We start from the raw sequence: 16,150 nt of genomic DNA on the forward strand, positions 1-16,150 counted from the left end.
TTTAGGGCTCGTGTTGCTTGGGATTCGCAAGGTGGTCATACTTGGTGCCTGCCGTTCTTAGCCGTGCCTGGGATTGAGGGCAGCGTTCTGTGTGTTGAGGTCAACCCCGTGGGTTTGTAACAACAGCGTTATTAAGAATAATTTGTAGGCTTCCGCATGGAGGATTGCCATGAACAGACCGAACAGATGTCTGCTCGCGCTCCTGCTCGCTACGATTCTCGTCTCGAGCGTTAGCGCCTCTTACATTAGAATAGGGCTTTACGACGGTTCCGTAGGGCAGGTTACCGACATCACGGCCCTGTGCGAGGACCTTTTCAGCTTCAGCCCGACGAACGTCATCCCTATCAACTTTTCGGGAGATTCTATCGTAGATGGCTACATCGCCTTCAGTGAGAACACGCTTCAGATGTCCTATTGCGACGCTCGGACCTGGGCTGTCGTGCCGATCGGAGCCTTCGCCGCGGACGTCTTTGCATTCCAGCCCAGAAGGCTTTCCGTTGTTCATCGGGAGGGACAATTCGATGAGTTGTTGGCCTGGGATTATGGCCAGATAGTGCTGTTCGACCTCGATGACTTCGAGGCGCAGGACGTAACGATGGAGTTCGCTGGGGCGCTGTGCGTTTCAGGCGTATGCCTAAGCGACTCGTCGAACCTAGACGAGGCGACGTTGGCCTACGACGGAGAGAACTGGTATCTCGGCCTTGGCTACATCACGGGCTTTGTGGACGCTCTTTTGGGGCCAGGCGTGGTTCGGCTCACGCCGCTCAACGTTGTCGGCTCGACCGCGGACGATGCTATTGTCTTCGTTTTTGAGACGGACAACACACCGCCGGTCGCGGAGTTTACCATCTCGCCCGAGGCCGGTGATTCGAGCACAACGTTTGCGTTCGATGCCTCGGACTCATGGGACGCAGAGGATGAGGCGGACAGTTTGATGTCCCGCTGGGACTTCGACTCTGACGGCAGTTGGGACACTGAGCTTTCATTCGACAAGGTCGCGTATCACAGCTTCGGGTCGTCGGGCGAAAAGCAGGTAACCCTTCTCGTGATGGACACCGATGGTGCCACGGGAAGCAAGACAAGTGCTCTGGTGGTCAGCAACGCTCGCCCGACAGCGGCCTTTGTGGTTGCTCCCGAGACGGGGACGGTGGGCACGGTCTTCTCGTTCGATGCCTCGGGGTCGTCAGACTACGAAGACGCGACCGAGGAGCTCGAGGTGCGCTGGGATTTTGAGTCGGACGGCACGTTCGACACTGATTTCACGAGAGAGAAGACTGCGCACCATCAATATGACCGTCCACGGCTCTACACAGCAACGCTTCAGGTTCGGGATATGCAGGGCGGGCTCGGCCAGACGACGGACGACCTCGAAGTGGCAAACCTAAGCCCGTCCCCTTGCTTCATGGCCACCCCAGAGGAAGGCACAGTGATTACCGATTTTGAGTTCGACGCAAGCTGCTCAAGCGACACGGAGGATTCGCTTGATTCGCTTCGGGTCCGCTGGGATTGGGACGACGACAGCATCTTTGACACCGCGTTTGGCTTCGACAAGACCGCACATCATCTCTTTGGGACTGTTGGCACGCACGTGGTTCGTTTGGAAGTCATGGATTCGAGTGGCGGAAGCAGCGTATGCCTGAAGAACATCAGGGTAATCAACACGCCTCCGACAGCGGCCTTTCTCGCGTCGCCCAACGAGGGGACCGTCAGGACGGCTTTCTCCTTCAACGCCTCGCTCAGCTCAGACTTGGAGGACCCGGCGCCGGAACTTCTGGTGCGTTGGGATTTCAACTCTGACGGGACCTTCGACACTGATTTCACAACGTTCAAGACCACCTCTCGAAGTTTCAGCACACCGGGCCAGAAGACGATAACGCTCGAGGTTGCTGACACACAGGACGCTCGCTCGACCACGACGCGGACGGTTACCGTCTTGAACACCGCCCCGACTGCCTGTTTCGCGTTTACACCGGCGACAGGCGACACTAGCACCGAGTTTGCGTTTGACGCGTCGTGCACGACTGACTGGGAGTCTACAGCCGGGACGCTGGAGTTCCGCTGGGATTTCGAGGGAGACGGGACATTTGACACGCTGTTCTCTGACCAACCGACTGTGCATCATAAGTACGAGAGTCCAGGCACCAAGACGGTAGTGCTTGAGTCGCGGGATGAGCAGGGCTTGTCTGGCCAGACAAGCCGTTCGTTTTTTGTGGCGCAGGGCAACTTGCCGCCGACCGCATGTTTCGAGATTGAGCCGCAGTCGGGAACGACCGAGACGGCGTTCGAGTTTGACGCGAGCTGTTCGAGCGACCCCGATTCGGCCGATACCTCGCAGTTGCAGGTGCGCTGGGATTTCGAGGGAGATGGGGCTTTCGATACCGCTTTCAGCCACACGAAAGTGGCTTATTTCACGTTCGATACGGCTGGCTACAAGACGCCGACGGTAGAGGTTATGGACGAAGAGGGAGCAACCGATACCACGAACCAGCGCATCTTCGTTCAAGAGATGAACTCCCCACCAGTCGCATGCTTCACGTATGCACCTCAGACCGGGAACACAGCCACGGAGTTCTCCTTTGATGCCTCGTGCTCAAGCGACCCTGACGGCACATTCTCGACGCTCAAGTTCAGGTGGGACTTCGACGGGGATGGCACGTTCGATACGTCATATATGAGCTCACCTACCATAACCCACCAGTTTGCGGCGCCGGGCACCTGGACGGTGATACTCGAGGTCATCGACGCACCTGGTGACACAGATACAGCGCAGAAAGATGTCGATGTTGAGGCGGAGAATGACCCACCCGAGGCGTGTTTCTCGGTAACTCCTGTGTCCGGCGACACGGCCACATACTTCGAGTTTGACGCCTCGTGCAGCACAGACCCAGACGGGACTGACTCGACGCTTCAGGTTAGGTGGGACTGGGAGAATGACGGGGTGTTTGACACCTCGTTTACCACGACGAAGACCGCGAGCCATCGCTACCCAACGGCAGGCGCCAAGACCGTCAAGCTCCAGGTCAGGGATGCACACGGAGCGACGGACCAGACGACCTGGACAATCGATGTCGAGGAGGGAAACGTTCCCCCGAGCGCATGTTTCACTGTTACCCCCGCAGGAGGGACAACCGAGACCGATTTCGAGTTTGATGCCTCGTGCAGCAGCGACCCGGACGGGAGCGACTCGACGCTTCAGGTTAGGTGGGACTGGGAGAATGACGGGGTGTTTGACACCTCGTTTACCACAATGAAGACCGCAAGCCATCGCTTCGAGGAGCCTGGTCAGCCCACTATCGTCGTTGAGGTTCTGGACGAGGGCGGCGCTACGGGGCACTACGCGAAACAGATAACGGTGGAATCTTCGGGCAACAGTCCTCCTGTGGCATACTTCACCGTAACCCCCGACACGGGCACTGTTGCGACAGTCTTCTTCCTTGACGCGTCAGGCTCGTCTGATGAGGATGAGGCGACCACGGGGACGCTCGAGGTCCAGTGGGATTTTGATGGAGACGGGACCTACGATACGTCCTACACTGTCCAGAAGACGGTTACACACACGTTCGAGGACCCGGGCGCCTACGACATTGTGCTCCGCGTTAAGGACCCGGAGGGGGCGACCGACACCTATACTCGAAGGGTATATGTTTACTGATGTACAAGGGTATGATCGTCGCGGATGCACACTGCGACACTGTGCTAAGGGCGTTAGATGGGCATGACCTGACCCGCGAAGACCCTGACTGCCACATAGACCTGCCCAAACTCCGTGCGGGTGGGGTCGATCTACAGGTCTTCGCCCTGTGGGCGAGCGCCTCGACGGTTCCGAAGCGGAGCGCTGAGAGGTTGCTGGCGCTCTTGGCCGAGGTCTCATCACTCATCTCTTCAGGGTCAAGTTTTGTGGCTCCGGCCCGGTCGTGCTCGGATCTCGAGGTAAACCTCTCGGAGTCTAAAACCAGCCTTGTGCTGGCGATCGAGGGCGCTCACTGTCTGGCGCCGGGCGAGGGATCGATCGACCTTTGTCACGACATCGGCGTCCGGTTGATAACGCTTTGCTGGAACAACTCCAATTGGCTGGCGACCTCCGCGGCCCAGGCGGACACATTTGCACACGGGTTGACGCCATTGGGGCGCGCAGCGGTCAGGAGAATGAGCCAGCGGGGTATAATTGTTGATGTCTCGCACGCTTCGGAGCGGACGTTTTGGGACGTGGCGGAGGTTTGCGATAGACCCTTCATAGCCTCGCACTCCTGCGCAAGGGCGCTTCAGGATCACGCGCGCAACCTGGACGACGAGCAGATTCGCGCGATCGCATACGCCAATGGCATTGTGGGCGTGAACTTCTGCGAGGCGTTCCTGCGGTCGAGCCCGGGTGCTTCCATTGACGACGTGATAGCCCACATTGAGTACATTCTCTCTTTGGTCGGCGACAATCATGTCTGCTTTGGGTCGGATTTTGATGGCATTCCGGTGGGGCCTGAGGGACTGGAGAACGTAAGCAAGCTGCCGTCTCTAGTGGACAGGCTTCTCGAGAGAGGGCACACGGAGGCGACCGTTCGCAAGGTTGCCGGCGAGAACCTGCTTAGAGTCTTCAGAGAAGTCTGTGGATAGCTGCGACGAAGGGCAATGACTGCCTATTTCTCGACACTCGCTAGGCTGTGGGGAGCGAGTTTCGGCCTCGGCCTGCTGGCCTGGCCCGTCATCATGTTCCCCTGCAAGCCTCTCCGCGACCGGGGATATGCCATCAGCAAAGTTTTTGGGACCCTGCTTGTAACCTACGGCGCGTGGCTCGCATCATCGCTCAAGGTTGTGCCTTTCGGCCTGCCTTCAATCCTTACTTCCGCAGCTGTGCTCGCCATAACCTCGTCCCTAACGCTCCTTCTGAGGCGCAAGGAGGTCCCGACTCTCGTCAAACCCCGCCTGCGCTCGATCGCCCTGACCGAGGTCGTGTTCATCGTCATCCTGGCGTTGATTCTCCTGCTGGTCGGCTATTATCCGGACGTAACGCCGGGCTCGGAGGGCATGATGGACCTGGGCATTCTCAACTCCGTATCCAGAACCGATTACTTCCCTGCGAAAGACGTCTGGATGAGCGGCGAGAGCATGAACTACTACTACTTCGGCCATGTCCTCGTGGCCGCGGTTGCGAAGCTCTGCCAAATGACCCCTGTGGCGTTCTACAACCCCGCCAAAGCGCTATGGTTCGCTCTTTTCTGGCTCGGGATATTTTCACTGGGTTTCTCGATGACCCGGCGCGCCTCATACGGCTTCCTAGCCATTTTCTTGGTCGGGATAGCGGGGAACTTCGACGCCCTACTGCAACTTTTGGCGCTCTGTAACCCCCTCTCGCTTGACTGGTTCGGCTCCTCGAGAATCATCCCAGACACCATCAATGAGTTCCCATTCTTCAGCCTGCTGTGGGGTGATCTGCACGCTTACGTCCTCTCGCTTCCGCTCTTTGCGACGTCCCTGGCCCTTATCTACTGCCTGAATGGGCGACTCACACCAAGGCGCGGGCATTCTGACAGCAGGGAAACCCCATACGGGCTCATCGTCCTCTTGGCACTGTGCGGAGGCGCGCTCATGGTAACGAACGCCTGGGACTTAATCTCGATGTCACTTGTCCTGTTTGCTGTTGTGATCTCCGCCCTGCCCCTTGTGAGAACTGGCCTCCTGCGGCATGTTATCGCCATTGCCAGGACTACATTCCCGGTTCTCGGCGGGGCAGTGGTTCTATTTCTCCCCTTCATACTCTCCGTCTCGCAGAACCGCCCCATCGGCTTCGTCAAGGAGCGAACCGATTCTGCCGATTTTGTGGTTGTCTTCGGGGTATTGCTCGTGCCGATTCTAGTGGAGGCGCTGGTTGCGATTCGTTTTGCACGGGTGGGTCATGCAGGGCCAAGTGGTGGGACGTCGTGGGTGGTCCGGGCCTTTTTTGTTGTCTGTCTATATGTCGCTTTGGGGCGGCCAACTTGGATGCTACTCCTATTGGTCATCCCGCTGGCAGTCCTGGGATACTTTCACATGGGTAGGCTAGTTTCCGGGCGGGACAAGGATGAGTTAGAGGCTTGGCTCTCACGGGGTCGGTTCTTCGCGGTCCTTGTGGTCTCGGGGGCGCTGATAGCTTTTTCATGTGAGATGTTCTATGTAGAGGACGTTTACAGTGGAGGTCTGGCTCGGATGAATACCGTCTTCAAGCTTTACTTGCACGTGTGGGTGCTGTGGGGGGTCTCGGCGGCGTGCGCGGCGTGGGTGCTCAGAAGCCATTTGCTAAAACGACTGGGCCATGTCGCTAGACCAGCCGTCTGGGGGCTTGTTATCTTCTGTCTTGGCTCGGGCGTGCTCTATCCGCTGCTGGCGCCGATCTCCAGAACCAAACTCTTCTCGCAGGCCCATACTCTTGATGCGGACCGGGCCTTCAGGAACAAGTATCCTTCCGACGCTGCCGCGGTCAAATGGCTTCTGGAAAACGCACCAGGTCAGCTTGTCATCGCGGAGGCTAGCACATCCGCCTACGATTGGCCGGGCCGAATCTCTGCTTTCAGTGGGCACTGTGCAGTAGTTGGTTGGTGGGGACATGAGGTAGGATGGCGGGATGAGTTCGAGGCGATACATCACAGAGCATTCGAGATCGAACGGCTCTTCAGGTCGACCGACCCAAACGTGACCATCGATGTCATCTCAAAATATGGTATTCAGCTGATCTACTATGGCGAGGTCGAAGGGGAAATCTATGGGGAGGCCGGGCTTCAGAAGTTCCAGTCAGCTTTTGAGACGGTCTATGCCTCGGACGGGGTCAAGGTGTTCGACGTGAGGAGGCCCAAAATGAGTGTCGAGGCAGGCGGATGAGCACTGACAAGAGGGCCTACGATGTCTTCTTCTTTCTGTTTTTGGCTGTCGCTCTGCTCTCCGTTTTGGTGCGGTTCTGGAACCTTGATGTCAAGCCGCTTCACCACGACGAAGGCGTCAATGGCTTCTTCTTGGACAACCTGATCGAGCAGCGCGGCTATCGCTACGACCCCCAGAACTACCACGGGCCTATCATATACTACTTGGCCGCTCCGGCCGTCAAATCGTTCGGGAGAAGCATCTTCGCTCTTAGGTTCGTGCCGGCCCTTCTGGGCGCACTGATGGTCGTCCTATTCTGGCTGCTCAAGGAACGTCTCGGGAAGTTCCCGGCCGTCTGTGCGGCTGCGATGGTCGCGGCGTCGCCGACTCTTGTTTACTACAGCCGAGAGTTCATTCACGAGATATATCTGGTCTTCTTCACGTTGGCCTTCTTGCTCTCTGCCGAGGACTTCGCCAGAACACGCAGGCCCCGGATGCTTTTATTATCCGGACTATGGCTCGCGCTCGGCTTTACCACCAAGGAAACGACTCTGCTTCATTCGGCCATGATGCTCCTTGCTTTTGCCTTGGCGATGGGCCTAAGCCCCGACCGAGCCCCAGCGCGGGCAAGAGACCTCCTCCTCCGCCTCATGTATGCGCCCGCACGAGCGATAATGTCGATCATCAAAGACCAGCCCGTAGCATTTGCCGCGTCGCTTGTGCTCTTCTGGGTTGTCATCGTAACGTTCTTCTCATCCTTCTTCACAAACTTGAGGGGCATCGCCGACTTCTTCGCCGCATTCACCACTTGGACAAGAACGGGGCTAGAGATGAGTGGCCATTCCAAGCCCGCGTTCTATTTTTTGAGGGTTTTGTGGGAGATTGAACCGCTGACGCTTCTTCTGGGTGCGCTTGGGGTAGCGACGAGCCTTCGGTCGCAAGATGTTCTTGAGCGATTTGCGTCATTCTGGGCCTTACTGACGTTCATAGTCTATTCTGCCGTGCCATACAAGACGCCGTGGCTTGTCATGGACATCATGCTGCCGCTGGTCATCTGCGCTGCCTGTTTTGTCAGGCGGGTCTTGAAGGCGCTGAAGGGTCACCGTGTGGTGGCTGCGGTCTGCGTTGCCGCCTTCGTCGGAGCCGTCGGTTGGTCGGGGGCACTGGCGTGGGATGTTTCTCTGGTGCGATATGACGACAACGAGATCCCGATCGTATATGTCCAGACATTTCGGGAGATGAATGACCTCGTCAGCCGGATAGATAGAATCGCCAAGCGCGTCGCCGGCGACAGGACGTGTATCTATGTCTTCGCCAAGGGCCAGTGGCCGCTGAGCTGGTACTTGCACCGTTTCGACAGTAGGTTTCCAGAGACCATAACGGCTCGCAAGGTTCTCCGGGCGGATATTATTGTCGCCTCGCTCGATCAGGAAGAGGAGATTGAGGAGCTGAGCAAGGGCCGGTTCGTTGCGGAGCGATTCAATCTGAGGCCGCAGGTCTCGCTGACGGTGTTTGCTCCCCGGCGATATGCAGCCCTCTTACAGCCACCCCATAGCGAGGGAGAGATTTTTCTGCCGCTCGACACGAAAGTGCCGCTCGAGACCGGCCTGGTCGCGAGATACTTCAAGGGGCCGCAGCTGCTTCCTCCTGCGTATCGGGTGGAGGTCCAAAACGTTGTCGATTTCGAGTATGAGAAGGACTTTGGGAAGGATTTCGATGCCCCAGCAAGCATGCGCTGGGATGGCTATCTCCGGGTCCCCAAGACAGGGCAGTATGGTTTTCTCATCACGTCCGACGACGGTTCACGGTTCTTTGTTGATGGTGTCCTGCTCATAGATAATTGGGGCGAGCACGCTGCGGCGACCAGGGCCGGCAAAGCGACGCTGGCCGCGGGTTACCACCGCATCCGTGTTGACTACTTCGATGCTGGGTGGGGTGCTGTAATGAAGCTCGAGTGGGACCCACCCGACCGCGACGCTGAGCTGCTGACCCCCATGTTTCTCTACCACGCAGCGGCCGCATTTGTTGAAGACGACTACCCCATACAGGCGCAGCAGTAGCACCCGTGCGGGTGCGCACCTACTCAGGTTTGTCGCTCTTGACCCGGTCCTCGATTATCCGTTTGGATATCTGCGTCTTCTCCCGGATGAACCGCAAAACTAGCTCCTCATTGTAACTGGGATGCTTGTCGAAAAACGTTGAGGCGAAGTGGATCATGTTGCCGACCACGCACAGCGGCTGCGTTCCTGGGTTACGGTCTCGGACGGCGATCCCGACACTTCTAATGCCCTTTTGGGCGAGTAGTTTCAGCTTGGCCTCACGCGAGCCCATGTTGTAAACGGGCGTCACGAAATCAATGCCAAACTCACGGTAGAACTGGCGAATGGCCTTGATGCTCTGCGGCATTTGTTCGACGTAGTAGGCGGTCTCGCCCGATGAGCCATCACTCGCCGTGTTGAGGCCGTGCTCGAGGCAGTAGATGATGTTTGCGGTGTGCATCGAGAGCTTACAGGCCAGGCACCATATAAACCTCGACTTGTAGTCTTTGTAATCTCGGACGGCGCTTCTGACGAATATGCGCTGAAAGATGTCTTTAACGGAGGTTATCACGTGTATGAATCGATGTGGTCCGAAGACCTCGATCAGCCCATTTGACCCCTTCCTCGCCCATTTCAGAAACAGCTGGCCGTATCCATAGCTGTAGGTTATGAGGTGGAGCCTCTCGAACTGCTCAAGCATGATTATTGCCGAGGCGGAAGAATCTAGGCCCCCGGAATACATCAGCAGCGCCTCGTTATTAGACATACATTCTCCCCAGTTTTGTGCTAGTGGTAACGCCGGATGCGTTTGAGGGGAACGATAACACACTTCGAAGCGGTGTCAAACGGCGCAAGGGTCAAACCCGCTTTAGGGGTGCAGGTCAAACCTCAGGCGGGCGGCTGCCAGCGGCTGGCAAGCATCGGTTCCGGTCAGAAGGTGATCCGCTTACCAGGCGCGGCTACTCCACCGGATAGTGGCAGCCGAGATCGACTTGGCCTGTGTCGAGAGACCCATCGGCCTGCGTTGTGAAGTCCGAGAGTCCCGCATCTTCAGCGGACACGTTGCCAGCGTCTATGCAGCTGCTCATCGGGTCGAGATAGTAATCCCCGAGGGGTCCCTTGACGAAACGAGGGTCCTCGAAGATGTTGCCGGCGCCGTGATCGCTGGGGTCTGGGAGACAGCAATACGTGGCTCGGCAGTTCCAGAGGTCGTCGCCGTTGTCCCACACGATCGAGTTCTGAATGACCGGGTGCTCCCTGTAACATCTTATGCCGGAACCATCGTTTCCGACGATTGTGCAGTTGGAGATGAGACCTGTGCAGCCCCAGCACCAGATTCCTGATGCTCCGCCGTAGGACGCCTCGCCTTTGACAATCAAATTGTTGACTATTGTCGAGCTGCTCCTCGGGAAACAGGCTATTCCAAAGCCATAATTCCCCGCAAGCACGTTGTTCGTGATGATGGGCTGGCTACCCTCGGCGGCGCATATCGCCCCGACGAGCCCGGAATTCGTCGTGAATAGGTTCGCAGTTATGTCCGGTGATGCCTCGAGACAATAAAGTGCCCCGACCCCCGTCGATGTGTTGTCTGAAAAAGTGTTCCCAAAGATCGCTGGCGAGGACTGGTGGCAGTAAAGACCGCCGGCGAGTGCGTCATCGCCCGTTACCCAGTTGCCCGAGAACTCGTTGCCCTCGAGTGACCCTGACGCCATCAAAAGGTGAACCCCTCCGACGAGGCCTGACCCACTTGTGGCTGCATTATCGACGATTGCATTTCCCTTTATGATGAGCGAGCCACCCTGAGCATATATCGCGCCTGCAAGAGCCCACTCGCCAGTCGCGACGTTGCCGGCAATGGTGTTGTTCTCGATGATCGGAGAGCTCTGATCAAGATAGATGCACCCGATCGAGTCGCCAAAGTTCTGACTTATGGTGTTGCCAGTGAGACTGGGGGATGCGTTGATGATGAACATTGCGCCTCCATAACCAAGGCGCCCAGTTGCCGTATTGCCTACGATAATGTTGTCCCGAAAGACCGGCGAGCCGCCGAGGCAATATATCCCGGCGCCCATATCAGCTGTGTTCTCGGTTATCCTGTTGTCAGCGAAAGTAACAAAGCTTGCGGAGCACGTCACCCCGCCGCCATTGGTTGCCTTGCCGCCGGTGATCGTGAAACCCTCCACAGCGGCGTTCTGCACGGCGCCAACATTGACCACCGTCGATGAGCTCTCCGCGTCGAGCAGCGTACGATTAGCCCCCTCGCCGATGAGCGACACCCAGCTTTTCATGTTGAGCGGGAAGCTCTCGCCACTGTGCGAGGCCGAGTAGATTGAGGCTGCGACATGAACGGTGATAGGCTCGGTCTCGGTTGGAGAAGCCGTTGCGAGGGCATGAGTGATCGTCTTGAACGGCAGCTCGGCGCTTCCGTCGTTTCCGTCGCTGCCGCGCTCGGCGTCCACATAAATGTCTTGGCCAGTGCCGAGATAGCTGAAGGTAATAAAGGACAGCTGGCCTGGGAGCTCAAGCTGGCCTACATGAGTAATGGCCGCGAATATGGTGACCTCGCCCGGCTCATCAATGGGTGGAACATCGCTCGGAAGGCCGATAGAACAGACCGAAATGTGCTCAACGTTGAGCCCGCTCGGCAGATAGACATTCTCGACCCAGGGAAGTATCGATTCGGTGAATCGGCCACCGGCAAACATAAAGAGAGACCTTTCAGACGGGATCAGGCCAACGTAAATGCTCGCATTGAAGCCCCGGTCAGGATTGCGGACAGACACGTCGGTCTCGACGTTCTCGCCGCCTCGGTAGCTCGGCTTGTCAGTGTGGATTGAGACCGTCGGCTGCGCAAAAGTTGGTCCATGCAATAGCCCAAACAAAGCGGCCAGGATGCACAAGCCTGCCGCCAAGCCGCCTGGTCGATACAGATAATTAAGCGTCATTCTCTCACCTCTCCAAGTTTTGACCATGCCATACATATTAAAAGCATAACGATAATAAGTGCGTTGATCACGCAGAAATCGCTCATGCCTGGTGCAGTGTGTTTTTGTTCCGTTGATGGGAGACTATCAGGATCGATGGTGAGCTTTTATGGACAGTACAATACGCTATAATCCGTTAGCGAGTATGGATCATCAAAAAATGGAGACGCGCCTTGCCACGCAGTGAGGCACCATTCGGCTACGGCGTGTCAGCGTTATCTCTCTCCAGTTGCGTGACTGTGCCAGTTTCCGGGCGCTGGTTTGGCTGCGTTCTGGCTGCCGTTATTATTGTGCTCACTAGCGTATTCTCGCTTTCTGCTCGTGCGCAGAGCGATGGGGTTGGAGAGGCAATACGCCGGCAGGAGAACAAGCCCGGCGCGACGGGGCAAGAGCCTTTGAGGTGGGCGACTGGTGACAGCAAGGCGCGCAGAAAGGTTGGTCGCATGCTTGAGCGCGTGAGAGGCACAGGCCAGGGAACTGATGGCTACCAGCCGATGGCTCCCGATGCGGTGGGGAAGAGGATGGTGGAGGTTGAGAGGGAAGGGAGTTATCTTTTTTGGGTGCTGATCGGCGTCCCGGGCGCACTCCTCCTCGCTTTTGTGCTGAAGCTTTCGTTCAACGTTTTCGTCAGACCTGTGGTTAGGCCGATTCGGCGCTACCATGGTGCAGGGGAAGCAGTATTACCAAGTATGTCTCAGGTCAGTAAGCTGGCCTCGATGGCGCGGCGTTACGAACGAAGAGAACGGTTCTTGGATGCGGCGCAGCTTTATGAGGCCGCAGACGAGATGAAGTCGATGCTTCTGGATGCGGTGAGTGACGTGCCGGGCGAGCCGGGCGAGCCGCGCAAAAGGCCATTCCTTGAGAAGGCCACGGAGCTTTATGAGAGGGCGAGAGATTATAGGAAGGCGTCGGAGCTTCAGGCGAAGTTGGGCGTGCCGGGCAAGATGAGGCAGCTTTCTCTGCTTCAGGGCAAAGAGTATGAATCCGAGCGGAAATACCTTCTTGCTGCGGACATGTATGCCCAGGCTCAGGACTTCGTCGCTGCGGCCGCGATGAACGAGGCAGGGGGGCATATTCATGGTGCGGCGGCCTACTACGAGAAGGTTGGTGAGAAACTGAAGGCGGCCGAGCTGTATGAGAAGTTCTATAAGCAGGAGAAGATTGACCATTTTGGCAGTATGCATGACCAGAAGGCCTACAATTATGTCCGCAAATACGCTCTCAAGAGCGCAAGGCTTTACGCGACGTGCGGGAGGCTGCGAATGGCCGCGCAGATATTCGCGGAGTTTTCGGAGTTCGTGGCTGCTGGCAAGATGCTTCTCAAGGCTGAGCGGTTTATTGAGGCGGTCAACGTCCTTGTTAGGAGTAATGACTTAGCGCTCCTGAGGGAGGCGCTTGACAAGGCGGATGCAGAGAGGATCGATCCTGAGCTGCTCGCGCGGGCGATGGAGAAGCTTGGCAAGCCTGACGCGGCAGCGACCACGCTGCTTACTGCGGGAAGGTCGATCGAGGCGGCAGCTATTTACGAAAGAACAGGAAACTTGAGCAAGGCGGCCGAGATTTACGAGCGGCATGGCAATCTCGAGCTTGCGGCGGAGCTCTGGGCACGGGCCAAGGAGTTCGAACGTGCTGCGAAAGATTACCTCAAGTTGAATGACAAGGAGGCTGCCATCGAGATGTATCGTCGCCTAGAAGATGTGCGTAAGATGGCTGAGTTAAAGGCGGAACTTGGCGACTTCTTAGACGCGGCCAGATACCTGTTTAGCCTGGGCGCGGACGTGGAAGCCATGTCAATGCTCCAGCGGGTAGAACCAGGCCACCCAGACTTCTTGGATGCGTTTCGCCTTCTCGGTGAACGTCTGATAAAAGACGGCCAATACCAGAAGGCAAGGGACATCCTCGAGCCAACGATTAAGTCCCTCAGTCCCCGCTCACGTGAGGCGACGGAGATTTACTATTTACTTGCCCTGGCCTCGATCAGGGGTAACATGCTCGAAAAGGGGAAAGAATGCCTCGAGCAGGTGCTCGATATCGACTATTCCTTCAAGGATGCAAGCAAGCTTTACGATTCGCTATTGACAGGCGGCAGCTCAGGCCCGGTGAAGGATGAACCTTAGGGACAGGATCAGGCATCTCATCGACCAGGAGCACATCAGCTCCCTACTGAAGCTCGTCGATGACGGCGCCCAGTCTGCAATTCTCGAGGGCCTACGAGGCGCGGCGGCCACGCTCATCATCGCTGAAGTTGCCCATCAGTCCTCAAAGCGTCTCCTGGTGGTGGTCGATGATATGCGAAAGGCCCACTCCATGATGGCCGACCTCGCCTTTTTCCTCAATGTCCGGCGAGGCGCGTATGCGCTGGAAGAGGGAGCCTATCTGATCGCGGATGGGTCGCCAGCCGACACGCGGGATGACATCTTCATCCTCCCGTCGAGATCGATCTTGCCCTTTGAGATGTTCTCACCTCCGCACCAGGAGATGGCGCTTCGGCATCTGGCGCTGCGAGCCGCGCTTACGAAGCGGGCCAAAATCGTAGTTGCGCCAGCCGAGGCCCTTCTGCTGCGCACGGCGCCCAAGGACCTGATCGCCGAGCACGTGCTAGACCTTGCCGTCTTGGAGGAATGCGACATGGAGAGGGTCGCGACAAGGCTGCTTGGTGCGGGATACAAACGTGAATATGTGGTTGAGCTGCCCGGCTCATTCGCCATCCGCGGCGGCATTCTTGACGTCTTCCCGCCGAACGAGGAGCTCGGTATCAGGCTCGAGCTGCTCGACGACCGCATCGAATCGATACGTGAGTTCGATACGAGCACGCAGCGATCGGTTAGAAAATTGCGGTCCGCCGTGATTCCTCCTGCCAGCGAGATCATCCTGACCGAGGAGGTTGCGAAAGATGCGACGAGAAGGCTGCTTTCCATCGAACCTCGTTCAGACCAATACCTCAACTACCAGAACTTGATGGAGAAGATCGAGCAGCTGAACCATTTTAGCGGGATAGAGAACTACCTGTCGCTCATTTACGAGAGCGCCCCGATGACGCTTGATTTTTTCGACGACGATTTCTGCACGATCATAGCGACGACGTGTCCGGTGGAGGAGCTCGTGGCGAGTTTCTGGGAGAGAGCGAGAGATGCGGCCAAGACGGCGACGAGGACGTCGCTTTTTTTCTGCGAGCAGATGTATTTGAACTTTGTTTCTCAGAATGACCTTTTGAGCTTGCTTTCGATGCGACACCGGCTTTTCTTACAGGGCGAGACCTCCATCGCAACACCCATTTCGGAAGATGTATTTAGCCAGTCGCTTGAGCGGTTTTCGTTTGAGACTTCGTCTGTAATTCCGTCCGGAAGCGACGTTGTGCTCATGCTGCTGTCGCTTTTCGGCAAGGGGAGAGGTCCTGCGACGGATACGGTGAACGTGGTCTGCCATACCGCGGAACAGGCCAGGAAAATGAGGCGGCTGATGCTGTCAGACGACCTGGGCCCAGAGGTGCAGGGCGACCCCGATGCTCTCTTTGGCGAGCTCTGCCTCGCTGACCTCTATCGGGAGGGCAGGGCGCAGCTTTTCGTTGGGCGTCTATCTCGCGGTTTTAGGTTTCCGGAGCTTGCGATAACTCTCGTCTCGGAGGAGGAACTGCTCGGCAGCAAGATGGCGGCCAAGAAGCGCCGGCGCAAAGAGGTTGATGAGCAGATGCTCGACTTTGCAAGCCTTTCCGCTGGCGACTTCGTTGTTCACATTGATCACGGCGTTGGCAAATACGTGGGTCTTTCTACGATGCTGGTCGATGGTCGCCCGGTCGATTACATGACGGTGCTTTACGATGGAGAAGACAAGCTTTACGTGCCCGTAGAGGAATTGACAGGCGTGCAGAAATACGTGGCCTCGGGAGACATCAAGCCACGCCTCAACCGCCTGGGCGGCAGCGCGTGGGCGAAGGCCGTTAGTCGCGTCAAGAAGGTCGCACAGCAGATCGCCAAGGAGCTGCTCGAGCTCTATGCGGCCAGGGTGGCGATCCAGGGGTTTACGTTTGGCCCAGACACGCCGTGGCAGTATCAGTTCGAGCTGATGTTTCCATTTGATGAGACACGGGACCAGCTTATGGCGATCGAGGATGTCAAGAGAGACATGGAGACGGCCAAGCCCATGGACCGCCTCGTCTGCGGCGACGTTGGCTACGGCAAGACGGAGGTCGCGCTCCGCGCCGCTTTCAAGACTGCTAGCAACAACAAGCAGGTGGCGGTTCTTGTCCCGACAACGGTCTTGGCTCAGCAACACTACGACACGTTTCATAAACGCTTCGCTCAG

8 protein-coding genes are annotated in these 16,150 nt (G+C 57.3%); 6 read left to right on the plus strand and 2 right to left on the minus strand.

The window, feature by feature from the left end:
* Window positions 1–169 precede the first annotated feature (169 nt).
* Genes VM163_02545 through VM163_02560 form a run of 4 tightly spaced genes read left to right on the plus strand, consistent with a single transcriptional unit; the run spans window position 170 to window position 8,885 of the window.
* Window positions 170–3,652 carry a PKD domain-containing protein gene (locus VM163_02545; protein HUT02753.1) on the plus strand — a complete coding sequence of 1,161 codons (3,483 nt, stop codon included), beginning with the start codon at window positions 170–172 and terminating at the stop codon, window positions 3,650–3,652.
* Window positions 3,652–4,608 (plus strand): dipeptidase, encoded by a 957-nt coding sequence (locus VM163_02550; protein HUT02754.1) that lies wholly within the window; start codon window positions 3,652–3,654, stop codon window positions 4,606–4,608. Before VM163_02545 ends, VM163_02550 begins: the two co-directional genes overlap by 1 nt.
* 15 nt (window positions 4,609–4,623) lie before the next feature.
* Entirely contained in the window at window positions 4,624–6,846 is a 2,223-nt protein-coding gene (locus VM163_02555) for a DUF2298 domain-containing protein (protein HUT02755.1), read from the plus strand.
* Window positions 6,843–8,885, plus strand: coding sequence for a flippase activity-associated protein Agl23 (locus VM163_02560; protein ID HUT02756.1), 2,043 nt, complete (start codon window positions 6,843–6,845; stop codon window positions 8,883–8,885). Before VM163_02555 ends, VM163_02560 begins: the two co-directional genes overlap by 4 nt.
* Before the next feature lie 19 nt (window positions 8,886–8,904).
* Here VM163_02560 and VM163_02565 read toward each other — a convergent pair whose 3' ends face one another.
* Entirely contained in the window at window positions 8,905–9,630 is a 726-nt protein-coding gene (locus VM163_02565; GenBank protein ID HUT02757.1) for a hypothetical protein, read from the minus strand.
* Window positions 9,631–9,823: 193 nt separating this feature from the next.
* A complete protein-coding gene (locus tag VM163_02570; protein HUT02758.1) occupies window positions 9,824–11,809 on the minus strand; it encodes a right-handed parallel beta-helix repeat-containing protein in 1,986 nt (661 codons plus the stop codon).
* 212 nt (window positions 11,810–12,021) lie between these two features.
* Between VM163_02570 and VM163_02575 the strand changes: the two genes are divergently transcribed.
* Window positions 12,022–13,965, plus strand: a complete 1,944-nt coding sequence (locus tag VM163_02575) for a hypothetical protein (protein ID HUT02759.1) — start codon at window positions 12,022–12,024, stop codon at window positions 13,963–13,965.
* Window positions 13,955–16,150, plus strand: a 2,196-nt coding sequence (locus VM163_02580; protein HUT02760.1) for a CarD family transcriptional regulator, incomplete at its 3' end; no start/stop codon positions are given. The genes VM163_02575 and VM163_02580, both read left to right, overlap by 11 nt.

It is taken from the genome of bacterium (assembly GCA_035527515.1).
Lineage (GTDB): Bacteria > B130-G9 > B130-G9 > B130-G9 > B130-G9 > B130-G9.